This window comes from Microbacterium wangchenii (genome assembly GCF_004564355.1).
Lineage (GTDB): Bacteria > Actinomycetota > Actinomycetes > Actinomycetales > Microbacteriaceae > Microbacterium > Microbacterium wangchenii.
Map to the genome: position 1 here is coordinate 3,395,991 of NZ_CP038266.1, position 12,472 is coordinate 3,408,462.

Consider the following 12,472-nt stretch of genomic DNA (forward strand, 5'->3'; position numbering starts at 1 on the left):
ATCCGCGCCGTAAAGATGTGGCGCGGATGCACCGAAGTGGCGCGAACAGGGGACGGCGCGGGACGGCGCGGGACGGCGCGGGACGGGCGGGGGCCGGTGCTAGCGGCAGGAGTCGCGCTCGACGAGGGTGACGTCCACGACGGCGCGCTCCGGATCGGCGGCGGGCGCGGACAGCCGCGACAGCACGCGCTCGGCGGCCAACCGCCCGAGCCGGTCGGCGTTCTGGTCGATGACGGTGATCGCCGGGCGCAGGAGATCGGCCAGGGGGAAGTCGCCGAAGCCGACCAGCGGCACGTGATCGTCGCGCATGCCGCGCACCAGCGCCATCGTCGTCCGCGCATTCGAGGAGAAGATCGCCGTGGCCGGATCATCCAGCCCGAGCACGCGCGCGACCTCGCGCTGCGCCGCCGCCGGATCGGCCACGTCGGCGGCGATCAGGGCGTCGTCGATCGGCGATCCGGCTTCGCGGAGGGCGCGGCGCCAGCCTTCCAGCCGCGCGTGCTCGGTGGAGCGCCCGAGCACGTCGCCGAGGTAGGCGATGCGCCGGTGTCCGTGCCCGAGCAGATGCGTCGTGGCCGCATACGCCCCCGCCTCATCGTCGGCGGTGAAGGTGTCGGCCCGGATCCCGGTGGGGGCGCGGTCGACACACACGATCGGGGTGGACTCCTGCCACCGCCCGAGGTATGCCTGATCGTCGCCGACGGGCGCCACGATGAGGCCGGACAGCTTGCGCCCGAGGAGCGACTCGATGGTGGCGCGCTCATCGGCGGGGTCGTCGCCCAGGCTCGTCACGAGCGTGGACATCCCGGCATGCCGTGCGACATCGTCCACCGCCCGCGCGATCGCGGCGAAGAACGGGTCCACGATGTCGGGCACCGCGACCCCGATCACCGACGAGCGCCCGGCGCGGAAGGTCGTGGCGAGCACGTTCGGAACGTAGTTGAGCTCGCGCATGACGCGCTGCACGCGCTCGCGCGTGTGCGGGAGCACATGCGGATCGTCGTTGAAGACCCGGGAGACCGTCTTCGCACTGACCCCGGCCCGTGCGGCCACGTCTCGCATCGTCGTCACGCCGTCATCCTTCCATCCGACCGGGCCGGATCGTCGGATTTCAGCGGCCGTCGACGGCGGCGGCCAGCTCGTGGAGGCGGACGAGGGCCCGCTCGGTGAGCAGGTGCGCACGGGTATCGGCCGAGATCGACAGGCTGTCTTTCCAAAGCGACCGGCCTGCCATGGCACCCGCTGCCCCGGCCGACATCGCCGTGCGCACCTGGTTGATGAAACTCTCGTGGTCCACTCCCGCGGACAGCACCGCCCACGGCACCCCCTGCGCCGCGGCCGTGACCGCGGCGCACGCCTCGGCGCTGCCGGGATACTGCAGCTTGAGCACCTTCGCGCCGCACGCCACGGCGAGGGCTGCCCCGTCGGCGACGAGCGAGGCGAAGGATGCCGCGTACTCCTCGTCGCTCTCCCCCGGCAGCTGGTAGGTCAGCAGCTCCACGATGAGCAGCACGCCCTCCGCCTCGCACGCCGCGACCAGCTCGCGGATCTCGTGCGCGACGCGGGAGGCGGTGTCCTGCCGGTCGGGCCGGGTGTACCAGAGCATCTTGGCGACGTCGCCGCCGAGTGCGCGGACGGTTGCGGGGGTGACCCCGTCGACGTACTTCGTGTAGCGGAGCCCGTCGACCTCCTCGAACCCGGATGCGTCGAGCCCGACCACGAGCGCCGTGTCCCGGGCGAGGACACCGTCGTCGACGATGGCCGGCAGGGCGACCTCGGGGTCGAGCAGGATGGCGGGGGCGTGGTTGGCGAGGTGCCGCACGAGGTCTGCCTTGACCTCCGCCAGCTCGGCCTTCGTGATCGCTGCGGACCCGTCCGGTGCATCGAGGATCGCCGCCTTCATGCCGTTGCGCTGGTCGGCTGCGACGATGAGCATGTTCCCGGCCGCCGTGGAGATGCCCTGCATGCCGCGTCGCTCGGCGGTGGTCAGTGCGTTCATGCGGTGTCCTCTTCCGTTCGCTGCTGCAAGAAAACCCCGGGAATTCAGCCATGACACCGGTGACTTGCTCGCTTCCATGGTGCCCCCTGCACGCTGGTCTGTCAATGCACCCCGCGGCGGCGCAGCCAGGCCCGCACGGCGCCGCCAGGGCGCCGCGCCCACCCCGCGGGAGCGGTCAGGCGCCCCCCGCCGGCTCCGACAGCGCGGTGGCCGGGTCGGGCGCGACGGTGACGACGGCCTCGGGCAGCCCGCCCAGCCCGGGGAGCACCGTGGTGGTCTGCGCCACGGCGTGCGCGCCCCACGCGGCGGCATGGGCGACGGCGGATTCCAGCGGCGCCGAGCCGCCGTCCGCGAGCCCTACGAGGAACCCGGCCAGCGACGCGTCGCCGGCGCCGGCGGTGTTGCCCAGACGCCGCGGACGGGCGTGGGCGTGCACGACCTCGTCGGCCGAGACGGCGAGCGCGCCGTCGGCGCCCATGCTGACGTACGCCAGCCCGAGCCCCCGATCGATGAGCGTGCGCGCGGCGGCGACGACGTCGCCCACCGTGACGAGCGCACGGCCGGTCAGTTCCGCCAGCTCGGCGGTGTTCGGCTTGATGAGGTCGAGGTCGGGCGTGGCGCCGAGGGCGCGGGCGAGGCCGGTGCCGCTGGTGTCCACCGCGACGCGGATGCCGCGCTCCCGCGCGCGCGTGAACAGCTCCGTCGCATCCACGGGTCGCCCCGTGCCGGCCAGCACCGGCAGCGAACCGCACAGCACGAGCCACTCGGCCCCGGAGGCGGTGGCCTGCGTGAGGGCCGTGTCGGTCGCCTGCGCCCACGCGTCCGCCGTCAGCGGCGGCGTGGGGGCGTTGACCTTCGTGGTCGCGCCGGCGGCGTCGACGATCGCGGTGTTCACGCGCGTGGCACCGGGCACCGGGACGATCCGCAGCATCCCGGCGTGGGGGGAATGCCCGGCGAACGCGAGGTCGTCGTGCCCGAGGACCACGACGGCCGCGGTGGGGACCCCGGCGAGGTCGAGGGCGGCGGAGAGGTTGACGCCCTTGCCGCTGACCTCGCGGGCGTACTCGGAGGCGCGGATGAGGTCGCCCCGGGCGAAGCCGTCGACCAGGTAGGTCGCATCGATGGCGCCGGCGGGCGTCAGCGTCACGACACCGCCGCCGCGTGCGCGCGCGGTCATGCGCGGCCCTCGCCCGTGCCGCCCACGATCAGCCGCAGCATCCGCGCGACTTCCCGCGCGACGGCGTCGCGGGCGGGGCGCACGTAGGTGCGCGGATCGACCACCGCCGGGTCGGCGGCGAGCGCCTCGCGCACCGCGCCGGTGAAGACGACGTTCAGGTGGGTGCCGATGTTGATCTTGCGCATGCCGGCGCCGATCGCGCCGTCGATGCCCGCGTCGGGCACGCCGCTGGAGCCGTGCAGCACGAGCGGCACCGGCACCCGTGCGGCGAGGCGGGAGATGAGGTCCTCGTCCAGCGACGCGGCGCGCTCGGTCATAGCGTGCGAACTGCCCACCGCGACCGCGAGCGCGTCGACGCCGGTGGCGGCGACGAAGGCCGCGGCGTCCTCGACGTCGGTGCGGACTCCGGGCGTGTGGGCACCGCCCTTCCCGCCGACTTCGCCGAGCTCCGCCTCCACCCACGCGCCGGCCGCGTGCGCGCGGTCGGCGACGGCGCGCGTGCGTGCGACGTTCTCGTCGTCGGGGAGGTGCGCGCCGTCGAACATCACCGAGCGCACGCCGGCGGCCAGGGCGGCATCCACGAGGTCTTCGTCGGTGGCATGGTCCAGGTGCACGACGACGGGAACCCGGGCGCCGTGGGCGAGTTCCAGCGCCGCGGATGCGGCGGGGCCGAGGGCACCGTGGAAGCGGACGGCGTTCTGCGACAGCTGCAGCACGACACCCGTGCCGGCCTCCTCGGCACCGGCGACGATCGCCTGAGCGAGCTCGAGCTGCACGAAGTTGAACGCGCCGACGGCACGGTGCTCGGCGAGGAGGGTGGACATGTTCGCCAGCGTCATGCGCGGACGTCCCTTCGGTAGTCGACCGCGAAGACACGGTCGGCGCGGTGCGCGGTGGTCTGGACGAGTTCGGCGTTGCGCTGATCGGTGCCCAGCGCCCACGCGCGCGCCGCTGCCGGGTCGCGGCCGTAGCTCTCGTGGCGCGCGATGAGCCACTGCCGGCGCGAGACCTCATCCGGCTGGACGAACCAGACCTCGTCCAGGCACGGGCGCACCCGCTCCCACCCGCCGGAATCCAGCAGGAGGTAGTTCCCCTCCGTCAGCACGAGAGGCACCTCCGGGTCCACGCGGACGGATCCGGCGACGGCCGCTTCCAGCGAACGGTCGAACACGGGCGCGTAGACAGCCCGGTCGCGGGCCCGGATGCGCTCGAGCGTTGCGACGTACCCGTCGACGTCGAAGGTGTCGGGGGCGCCCTTCCGATCCCCCCGGCCCAGGCGCGCCAGTTCGGCATCGGCGAGGTGGAAGGCATCCATCCCCACGAGCACCGCGTCGGGCCCCAGGGCGGCCAGCAGCGCGTCCGAGAGGACGCTCTTGCCGGCCCCTGGGGCTCCCGCGATACCGAGCAGAGCGCGCTGGCCACCGGCGGCGAGCTGCCGCGCGCGCTCCACGAGCTCGTCCACATGCACGGTGGGCACGGTCATGCCGCGTCTCCTGTTCCCTCATCGCCGCCGGCGACCGCGACGGATGCCACGTCCGCGGGATCGAGCAGGAAGTCGAGCATGATCTTGGGGCGCCGCGTGCTCCCGCCGGCGAGCAGGTCCAGCGCCTCGACGGCTCGCGCGGCCGGGAAGACGCGGTCGATGACGGCATCGGGGTTCACGACGCCGTCGGCGAGCAGCCGCACGGCCCGGTGGAGGAACGGGATGCCGCCCAGGACGCCGGTCACCTGCAGCCCCTTGACGACGATCGGCATGGCATCCAGCGGTTCGGGCGACCCCGGGACCCCGACGAGCGCGACGCGCCCGGCGGGACGGGCCAGGCGCACCGCGAGCCCGACGGCGCCCTCGCCACCGGAGGCCTCGATGACGGCGTCGTGGCGGTCGGCGGGGGCGTCGGCGCTGCGGACGAACGCGGCGCCGCACGCCTGCGCGCGCTCGGCTCGGTCGCCGCGGGAGTACACGGTCACGGCCGCGCCGGCGGCGCGCGCGACCTGGGCGGCCAGCATCCCGAGGGTGCCGGCGCCGATGACACCGAGCGATTCGCCGGCTTCCAGCCGCACGGCCGAGAGGGCGTGGAGCACGGTGACGAGCGGTTCGGCGAGCACGGCCGCCGAGGGATCGAGCCCCGCCGGCACGACCGCGACGTTCTCGGCGGGCACCGCGACGTACTGCGCGGCGGCCCCCGGCGCGTCTCCGCGGACCCCGATCTCGTCACGGTGCGGGCACTGGTCGCGGCGGCCGGCGCGGCACAGCGCGCATCGTCCGCAGCTGAGGAACGGCTCGCCCACGACGCGGTCGCCGACGGCGATGCCCGCGACGTCGCCGTCCACGGCGGCGACGGTGCCGCACCATTCGTGGCCGGGGCGGAGGGGGTAGCGCGTGAGGCCGGATTCGAGGTATCCCATCGATCCGTCCAGCAGTGCCAGGTCGGTGCCGCAGATGCCGACGCGCTCGACCCGGACGAGCACGTGACCCTCCCGGGCTCCGGGGATGGCGACCTCACGCCACTGCGCGACGCCGGGAGCGGTGAAGACGAGGGCAGCCATGCGGCCGGTGGGCCAGGCCATCAGATCGGCTGCCCGGTGGGCAGGAGGACGAGGTCGCGTACGACGACGTGGGCGGGGCGGGTGAGCATGAACACGATGGCGTCGGCGACGTCGGCGGAGCGGATGCCGGTGCGCTCCTCGATGCGGGCGGCCTCTTCCGGCGAGCCGTGCGCGAAGCCCCACAGCGGATTGAGCACGACGCCCGGCGCGATCGCTCCGACGCGCACGCCGGTTTCGGCGGTCTGGCGCCGGACGGTGTGCACGAAGGACTGCACCGCGTGCTTGCTGGCGGAGTACACCGGCTCCCACTCGATGTCCTGGTGCCCCGACACGGAGCTCGTGACGAGGATGTCGCCGGATCCCTGCGCGAGCAGGCAGGGAAGCGCAGCGCGCACCAGCGTCATGACGCCCGTGACGTTGGTGGCCACGAGAGCGGCGATGTCGGCGGGGTCGGTGGCCACGAGGTCGCCGCCGACGTAGATCCCCGCATTGGGCAGGACGATGTCCACCCGCCCGTGCCGGTCCAGGGCGTGCGCCACGATGCGCTCCGCACTGGCGGGGTCGGCGACATCCGCCGCGAACGGGGTGACGCGGTCGCCGAGGCTCGTCGCGAGCTCGGCGAGCCGCTCTTCGGAGCGGGCCACCGCCACGACGCGCACCCCCTCCGCGACCAGGGCGTGGGCCGTGGCCAGGCCGATCCCCGAGCTCGCGCCGGTGAGGATCGCCACCTTGTCGGTCAGCGTGGTCATCGGGTCTCCTCTCCGGCCAGCAGCGCCCGCCGGTACTTCTCATCCGGACGGGTGTCGATGCGGACCACTTCGTCGGCGGGCATGAAACGCACGCCGCCGGCCGCGGCCGCGCCGATGAGCACCCGCGCGCACTTCTGGGCCATCGCCGTGATGCCCAGAACCTGCTCGGCGCTCGCACCGAGTGCGAACATCCCATGGTTGCGCAAGTAGATGGCCTTCGGCGCCTCGCCGTGCGCGCGGATGTGCCGCGTGAGACGCGTGCGCACCTCCCGGGCGAGCCGCACCCCCGGATCGATGTACGGCACGAGCAGGGGCGTCGCCCCGAGGACGACGATCTGGTCGGGGAAGAGTGCACCCTCCACGAGCAGCTCGGCGGCCTCCGAGCACAGCAGCGCGTTCACCGCCGTCGGATGACTGTGCGCGACGACGCACGCATCGGTGGCCTCGTACACGACGGCGTGCAGCAGCGCCTCGACGGAGGGTCGTCGCCCCTCCCGTGCGGCGATGGCGGAGAACAGCGCGTCGACCTCGTCGTCACCGGCGTGCTCGTCGTCGATCAGGGCGAGCGCGTCGCGGAAGGCCAGCGGGACGAAGTCGTCGTGCCGTGCCGCGCCGAGGGCGGCTCCGCTGGCCTTCACGAGCATCCCGTCGGCCACGCGCATCGACGTGTTGCCCTCCCCCAGCAACGCGGCGTCGAACGCCGGATCGCCCAGTCGGCGCGACAGATCCACGAGGGCGTCTCGGGCGGGGTCGGTCATGGGGCTCCTTCGGGGACGGGGCGGGAAGCGGGAAGCGGTGCCGCGGGGACGGGATGGACGCGCGGCGCCGGCTCGCCGTCGTCCACGTCGAGGGAGCGGGCGGCGGCGAGGTCGGGGAGCGCCCCGGCGGCGACGGCGAGCTGGAGGAGGATGCCGCGGACCGAGGCCTCGGCCGGGCCCGCCGTGACCGGCACGCCGGCGGCCGCTGCGGTCAGGCCCGCCAGCAGGTCTCCGCGCGAGCCGCCGCCGACGAGGCGGATGCGCGCGACGGGCCGGCCGGTCAGCTGGTGGATCTCGGTCATGGTGCGGGCATAGGCGCGCGCGAGGCTGGCGAGGATGGCGCGGGCGAGGTCTCCGCGCGTCTGCGGCGGGATGCCGACGTCGGCGGCGCACCGGGCGGCGAGGCGGTCGATGAGGTCGCCGGGGGCGCCCAGCGCGGGATCGGCCGGGTCGAAGCATCCGGCGTAGCGCGACGCCGCCGCATCCTCCAGGAGCTGCGCGAGGCGGTCGAGCGGCCATTCGGCGAGTCCGTCCTGCGTCGCCCACTCGCGCGTGACCTGCTGAAGGAGCCACATGCCGCTGAGATTCTTCACCAGCAGCGTCGCGCCCTCCGCGCCGGTCTCCTGCGTGAAACCGCATGCGCGGGCGGTTTCGGTGAGCACGGGTTCGGCGATCGCGGCGCCGGCCACCGCCCAGCTTCCGCACGCGACGACGCCCTCGATCGCGTCGCCCTCCGCCGTCCCCACGACCGCGGAGAACGCCGCGGCCGTGTCGTGGGAGGTCACGAACCACACCGGCACCGGCTCGGTCAGGCCCAGGCGCGCGGTGACGTCGGCCGTGGTCGACCCGGCCGGGTGCCCTGCCGTCACGAGCGGGGGCAGCCGGGCGGGGAGACCGGCCGCCAAGGAGGGCGACCAGGCGTCCCGTGCGCGGTCCACGAGCGCCGTCGTGGAGGCGAGCGAACGCTCGGCGGCGACGGCGCCGGTGAGCAGGTGGACGAAGGCGTCGGCGATCAGCACGATCGTGTCATCGGGCGCGCCGATGCCGTCGCGCCCGTCCTGCCGCAGTTGATGGGCGGTGTTGATGGTCTGGTCCAGCACGCCCGTGACGGCGTAGTCGGCCGCGGCATCCCGCGACGCGGACGTGACGGCGGCGAAGGTCGCGTCGACGTCGCGGTGGTGACGCGCGAAGCGGCGCATCCGGCCGTCGCGCCGGAGGCGCACGTAGTCCACGCCCCACGAGTCCACGCCGATGCCGCGTACCGCGGCGCCCGCCGACGCCGCCGCGGCGCACGCCCGGGCCAGGCCGTCCCGCACATCGGCCCACAGGGCGTCGATGTCCCACGCGAGACCCTCGGGGCGGGGCACAGGGCGGTTCGCGAAGCGTGCGACCTCCCGCACCGACAGGCGGTGGGCGCCGTCGTCCAAGATTCCGAGCATGACCCGGCCGCTGGCGGAACCGAGGTCGACCGCGACGAACGCGGCCGGCGATGGCTCAGGCATGTCAGATGGCCGTGTAGCCGCCGTCGATCACGAGCGTCTGCCCGGTCAGGTACGACGAGGCCGAGGAGGCCAGCAGCAGCACGAGGCCGTCGAGGTCGGCGGGCTCCCCCATGCGTCCGGCGGGGATCGCGGAGATCCACTGCGCGGCCAGGTCGGGGTTGGCGTCGATGAACTGGCGTGTCATGTCCGAGAGGATGTAGCCCGGCGCGATGGCGTTCACGCGCAGGGCGGGCGCCCACTCGACCGCGAGCGAGCTGGTCAGCTGGTCGACGGCCGCCTTGGAGGCGTTGTACGACGCCTGATGCTGAGGCACGTTCACGACGCGACCCGACATCGAGGAGATGAGGATGGCCGAGCCTTCCCGGCCCTCGGCCAGCAGCGGGCGCGCGAAGGCCTGCGTGCTGAAGAACGTGCCGTTCAGGTTCACGTCGATCACCTTGCGCCACGTGTCCGGCTCCACCTCGGCCGAGTCGCCCCAGATCGTGATGCCGGCGGCGGTGATGAGGATGTCGGCGACCCCGAGCTCCCCGCGGACGTCGGCGAACGCCGCATCCACAGAGACCGGGTCGGTGACGTCGACGAGGGCGGATGCGGTCTGCACGCCGTGCTCGTCGGCCAGACGCGCGGCGGAGTCGGCGACCTCCGGCAGCAGGTCGAGCAGGGCCACGTTCACGCTCTGGCGGGCCAGCGCCGAGGCCAGCGAATAGCCGATGCCGCGCGCACCGCCGGTGATGACGGCCGTGCGGCCGGCCAGGTCGGGGAAGTTCATGATGCTCCGTCCGGGGAGGATGACCGCGGTGGCCGGAGCACGAGGCTCCGGCCACCGCGGAGGGGATCAGCAGGAGGAACGGTAGGCGGCGTCCGCGCCCTCGCCGTCGATGTTGTCCTGCGTGATGATGGTGAAGCCGGTCTGGATCTTCTCCTCGACCGTCTCGCCCTCGAGCGCCGCGATGGCCTGCTCGACGCCGTCCTTGCCGATGGTGGCCGGCTCCTGGGCGACGAGCGCCTGGACGATGCCGCCCCGCAGCTGCTCGACCTGGGCCGGACCCGCGTCGAAGCCGACGATCGTGACGTCACCGGTCTTGCCGGCCTGCTGCACACCGGTGGCCGTGCCCTCGGCGGCGAACAGGTTGGCGGCGAAGATGCCGACGATGTCGGGGTCCTTCTGCAGCGCGGCCGTGACGATCTCGGCCGCGGTGGCCGGCTCGTTGTGGCTGTACTGGATGCCGAGGAACTCGAAGTTCTCGTCCTCCGCGGCAGCCGCCTCGAACCCGGCCGCGCGCGCGTCGGAGGTCGAGATGCCCGGGTCGATGGAGACGACCAGGACCTTGCCTCCGTCGGGGTGGGCTTCCTTGATCGCGTCGAACGCCGCGGCGCCGCCGCCCTCGTTGTCGCTGGAGATCTGCGAGACCGCCATCGAGGGGTCTTCCAGCGTCGTGTCGACGAGGACGACCTTGATGCCGGCGTCGGCGGCGGCCTGGATCGGCGCTGCCATCGCGGTCACGTCGGTCGGGGCCACGAGGAGGGCGTCGGGCTTGGAGGCCACGACGGAATCCACGAGCGGCTTCTGCAGCGTGGGGTCGAACTTCTCCGGGCCCTGCACCGAGACGGTGGCCCCGGCAGCCTCGGCCGCCTCCTTGATGCCGCACTCCATCGAGATGTAGAACTCGTCGCCGGCGACGCCCTGGACGAAGGCGATCTTGTAACCGTCGTCGCCCGAGCCGCCGCCGGATCCGCCGGCGTTGCCGCCGTCGGAGGAGCAGCCGGCGAGCACGAGCGCGGCGGATGCGCCGAGCACGGCGATGCCGAGACCTTTCTTACTCCACTTCATTGTGATCAACCGTTTCTCTTGTGTGGTGGGTTGGTGCAGTCGCCGCGGTCACCCGCGTCGACTTCCGCTGACGAACCTGCGCCAGAGGCTTTGGGTGTTGCCCCGCATCGCGGCGGAGCGGCGGGCCTGGTCGACGTACACGGCGGCGATGAGCACCGCGCCGACGGCGACCTGCTGCCAGAACGGCTGGACGCCGGTGATGACGAACCCGTTCTGCAGCACGGCGGGGATGAACAGACCCACGACCGTGCCGAAGATGGTGCCGATGCCGCCGAACAGCGACGTCCCGCCGATCACGACCGCCGCGATGACGTTGAGGTTCGTCTGCGACTGGCCGGCGATCGCCGTCGTGCTGAACTGCGACAGCGAGAGGATGCCGGCGAATCCGGCCAGGCCCCCGGAGATGGTGTAGATGCTGATCAGCTGGCGGTCGACCTTCACGCCCACGCGCCGCGCCGCGACCTCGCTGGATCCCACGGCGAAGGTGTGCAGGCCGAAGCGCGTGTAGTGCAGCACGATCGCGCCGATGATGATGAGGACCAGCGCGATCACCGAGATCGTCGGGATGGTGCCGAACACGTTGCCGTAGCCGATCGTGGTGGTCAGGACCGTGGGCACCTGCCGGATGTCGACGCCGCCGGTGAGGATCTGCGCGAAACCGAGGGCCATGCCCAGCGAGCCCAGCGTGACGATCAGCGGCGGGATCTTCCCCTTGGCGATGAGGAATCCGTTGAACAGCCCCCACGCGACGCCCGAGGCGATCGCGACGAGGATGCCCACGATCGCCACGCCCCAGCCCTGACCGCCCATGGCGCGCATGACCATGGCCGACACGACGCCGGAGAAGACCAGCACCGAGCCGATCGACAGGTCGATGCCGGCGGTGATGATGACGAACGTCATCCCGATGCCGAGGACGGCGAGGATGGAGGCGTTCTGGATGATGAGCCGGAAGTTCGACCACTGCGCGAACGTGTCGGGGGCGAGTGCGCTGAAGATCGCGACGATCACCAGCAGCACCAGGAGGATCTGGAAGGCCTGGGCCTTCAGGAGGTGCTTGAGGAAGCCCTCCTTCGGTTCGGCGGTTCCGATCGCCATGGTCTCGGTGGGCGGGCTCGACGTGCTCATTGGTTCCCCTCCTTCGTGATGGCGCCGGTCATCAGACCGACCAGTTCCTCCATCGACGTGTCCTTCGCGTCGAGAACCGCGGCGCGGGTCCCCAGTCGCAGCACCTGGATGCGGTCGGCGACCTCCATGACGTGCGGCATCGAGTGGCTGATCAGGACGACGGCGATCCCCTTGTCGCGCACGCGCCGGATCGTATCGAGCACGTTCTGGGTCTGGCGGACGCCGAGGGCGGCAGTGGGCTCGTCGAGGAACACGAGGCGGTTCGCCCAGTGCACGGCGCGCGCGATGGCGATCGCCTGACGCTGACCGCCCGACATCTCGCCGACGGGGGAGGTGAGCGAGCGGACGGTGGCACCGAGGTCGGCGAAGGCCGCGCGCGACTCCTCGCGCATCTCCTTCGTCTTCATGAACCCCAGCGCGCCGCCGAGACCCGCCCGTGGCAGCTCGCGACCCAGATACATGTTCTGCACGGGATCCAGATGCGGGGCGAGGGCGAGGTCCTGGTACACCGTCTCGATGCCCAGGGCGCTGGCCTGCGACGGCGTGGTGAGCTCGATGGGTTCGCCGTCGAACTTGATCGTGCCGCTGTCGACGGCGAGGTTGCCCGACAGCGCCTTGACGAGAGTGGACTTGCCGGCGCCGTTGTCGCCGATGAGAGCCGTCACCTCACCGGGGTACACCTCGAAATCGGCTTCGTTGAGCGCGCGGACGTGGCCGAACTGGCGGGACAGTCCACGGGCTTCGAGTACAGGGGTGGGCATGTCAGCTCCTTTCCATGCGG

13 protein-coding genes are annotated in these 12,472 nt (G+C 72.8%); all 13 read right to left on the bottom strand.

Annotated features, from left to right (window positions below; all coding sequences use genetic code 11):
- Positions 1 to 99 precede the first annotated feature (99 nt).
- Positions 100 to 1,062, bottom strand: coding sequence for a LacI family DNA-binding transcriptional regulator (locus tag E4K62_RS16520; RefSeq protein ID WP_135071527.1), 963 nt, complete (start codon positions 1,060 to 1,062; stop codon positions 100 to 102).
- 49 nt (positions 1,063 to 1,111) lie between these two features.
- Entirely contained in the window at positions 1,112 to 1,999 is an 888-nt protein-coding gene (locus tag E4K62_RS16525) for a tagatose-bisphosphate aldolase (RefSeq protein WP_135069518.1), read from the bottom strand.
- Positions 2,000 to 2,174: 175 nt separating this feature from the next.
- Positions 2,175 to 3,176 carry a 1-phosphofructokinase family hexose kinase gene (locus E4K62_RS16530; protein WP_135069521.1) on the bottom strand — a complete coding sequence of 334 codons (1,002 nt, stop codon included), beginning with the start codon at positions 3,174 to 3,176 and terminating at the stop codon, positions 2,175 to 2,177.
- Positions 3,173 to 4,015, bottom strand: a complete 843-nt coding sequence (locus E4K62_RS16535) for a class II fructose-bisphosphate aldolase (RefSeq protein WP_135069524.1) — start codon at positions 4,013 to 4,015, stop codon at positions 3,173 to 3,175. The genes E4K62_RS16530 and E4K62_RS16535 overlap by 4 nt, the downstream gene beginning before the upstream one ends.
- Positions 4,012 to 4,659 carry a nucleoside/nucleotide kinase family protein gene (locus E4K62_RS16540; RefSeq protein ID WP_135069526.1) on the bottom strand — a complete coding sequence of 216 codons (648 nt, stop codon included), beginning with the start codon at positions 4,657 to 4,659 and terminating at the stop codon, positions 4,012 to 4,014. The genes E4K62_RS16535 and E4K62_RS16540 overlap by 4 nt, the downstream gene beginning before the upstream one ends.
- Positions 4,656 to 5,744 (bottom strand): zinc-dependent alcohol dehydrogenase, encoded by a 1,089-nt coding sequence (locus E4K62_RS16545; RefSeq protein ID WP_135069529.1) that lies wholly within the window; start codon positions 5,742 to 5,744, stop codon positions 4,656 to 4,658. Before E4K62_RS16545 ends, E4K62_RS16540 begins: the two co-directional genes overlap by 4 nt.
- The gene (locus E4K62_RS16550; protein ID WP_135069532.1) at positions 5,744 to 6,472 is read right to left on the bottom strand and encodes an SDR family oxidoreductase; all 729 of its coding nucleotides are present in this window, start codon (positions 6,470 to 6,472) and stop codon (positions 5,744 to 5,746) included. Before E4K62_RS16550 ends, E4K62_RS16545 begins: the two co-directional genes overlap by 1 nt.
- On the bottom strand, positions 6,469 to 7,230 hold the full coding sequence (locus tag E4K62_RS16555) for a class II aldolase/adducin family protein (RefSeq protein ID WP_135069535.1): 762 nt from the start codon (positions 7,228 to 7,230) through the stop codon (positions 6,469 to 6,471). Before E4K62_RS16555 ends, E4K62_RS16550 begins: the two co-directional genes overlap by 4 nt.
- The gene (locus E4K62_RS16560) at positions 7,227 to 8,732 is read right to left on the bottom strand and encodes a rhamnulokinase (protein ID WP_135069538.1); all 1,506 of its coding nucleotides are present in this window, start codon (positions 8,730 to 8,732) and stop codon (positions 7,227 to 7,229) included. Before E4K62_RS16560 ends, E4K62_RS16555 begins: the two co-directional genes overlap by 4 nt.
- A gap of 1 nt (position 8,733) precedes the next feature.
- The gene (locus tag E4K62_RS16565; RefSeq protein WP_135069541.1) at positions 8,734 to 9,501 is read right to left on the bottom strand and encodes an SDR family oxidoreductase; all 768 of its coding nucleotides are present in this window, start codon (positions 9,499 to 9,501) and stop codon (positions 8,734 to 8,736) included.
- A gap of 66 nt (positions 9,502 to 9,567) precedes the next feature.
- Positions 9,568 to 10,563 (bottom strand): ABC transporter substrate-binding protein, encoded by a 996-nt coding sequence (locus E4K62_RS16570; protein WP_135069544.1) that lies wholly within the window; start codon positions 10,561 to 10,563, stop codon positions 9,568 to 9,570.
- Between the two features lie 48 nt (positions 10,564 to 10,611).
- Positions 10,612 to 11,691 (bottom strand): ABC transporter permease, encoded by a 1,080-nt coding sequence (locus E4K62_RS16575; RefSeq protein WP_135069547.1) that lies wholly within the window; start codon positions 11,689 to 11,691, stop codon positions 10,612 to 10,614.
- The gene (locus E4K62_RS16580) at positions 11,688 to 12,452 is read right to left on the bottom strand and encodes an ATP-binding cassette domain-containing protein (RefSeq protein WP_135069550.1); all 765 of its coding nucleotides are present in this window, start codon (positions 12,450 to 12,452) and stop codon (positions 11,688 to 11,690) included. The genes E4K62_RS16575 and E4K62_RS16580 overlap by 4 nt, the downstream gene beginning before the upstream one ends.
- Between the last annotated feature and the right edge of the window lie 20 nt (positions 12,453 to 12,472).

Bases quoted from the DNA above. Each gene is read 5' to 3' on its own strand.
- E4K62_RS16520 (WP_135071527.1), bottom strand. From the start codon at position 1,062: ATGCGAGACGTGGCCGCACGGGCCGGGGTCAGTGCGAAGACGGTCTCC.
- E4K62_RS16525 (WP_135069518.1), bottom strand. From the start codon at position 1,999: ATGAACGCACTGACCACCGCCGAGCGACGCGGCATGCAGGGCATCTCC.
- E4K62_RS16530 (WP_135069521.1), bottom strand. From the start codon at position 3,176: ATGACCGCGCGCGCACGCGGCGGCGGTGTCGTGACGCTGACGCCCGCC.
- E4K62_RS16535 (WP_135069524.1), bottom strand. From the start codon at position 4,015: ATGACGCTGGCGAACATGTCCACCCTCCTCGCCGAGCACCGTGCCGTC.
- E4K62_RS16540 (WP_135069526.1), bottom strand. From the start codon at position 4,659: ATGACCGTGCCCACCGTGCATGTGGACGAGCTCGTGGAGCGCGCGCGG.
- E4K62_RS16545 (WP_135069529.1), bottom strand. From the start codon at position 5,744: ATGGCCTGGCCCACCGGCCGCATGGCTGCCCTCGTCTTCACCGCTCCC.
- E4K62_RS16550 (WP_135069532.1), bottom strand. From the start codon at position 6,472: ATGACCACGCTGACCGACAAGGTGGCGATCCTCACCGGCGCGAGCTCG.
- E4K62_RS16555 (WP_135069535.1), bottom strand. From the start codon at position 7,230: ATGACCGACCCCGCCCGAGACGCCCTCGTGGATCTGTCGCGCCGACTG.
- E4K62_RS16560 (WP_135069538.1), bottom strand. From the start codon at position 8,732: ATGCCTGAGCCATCGCCGGCCGCGTTCGTCGCGGTCGACCTCGGTTCC.
- E4K62_RS16565 (WP_135069541.1), bottom strand. From the start codon at position 9,501: ATGAACTTCCCCGACCTGGCCGGCCGCACGGCCGTCATCACCGGCGGT.
- E4K62_RS16570 (WP_135069544.1), bottom strand. From the start codon at position 10,563: ATGAAGTGGAGTAAGAAAGGTCTCGGCATCGCCGTGCTCGGCGCATCC.
- E4K62_RS16575 (WP_135069547.1), bottom strand. From the start codon at position 11,691: ATGAGCACGTCGAGCCCGCCCACCGAGACCATGGCGATCGGAACCGCC.
- E4K62_RS16580 (WP_135069550.1), bottom strand. From the start codon at position 12,452: ATGCCCACCCCTGTACTCGAAGCCCGTGGACTGTCCCGCCAGTTCGGC.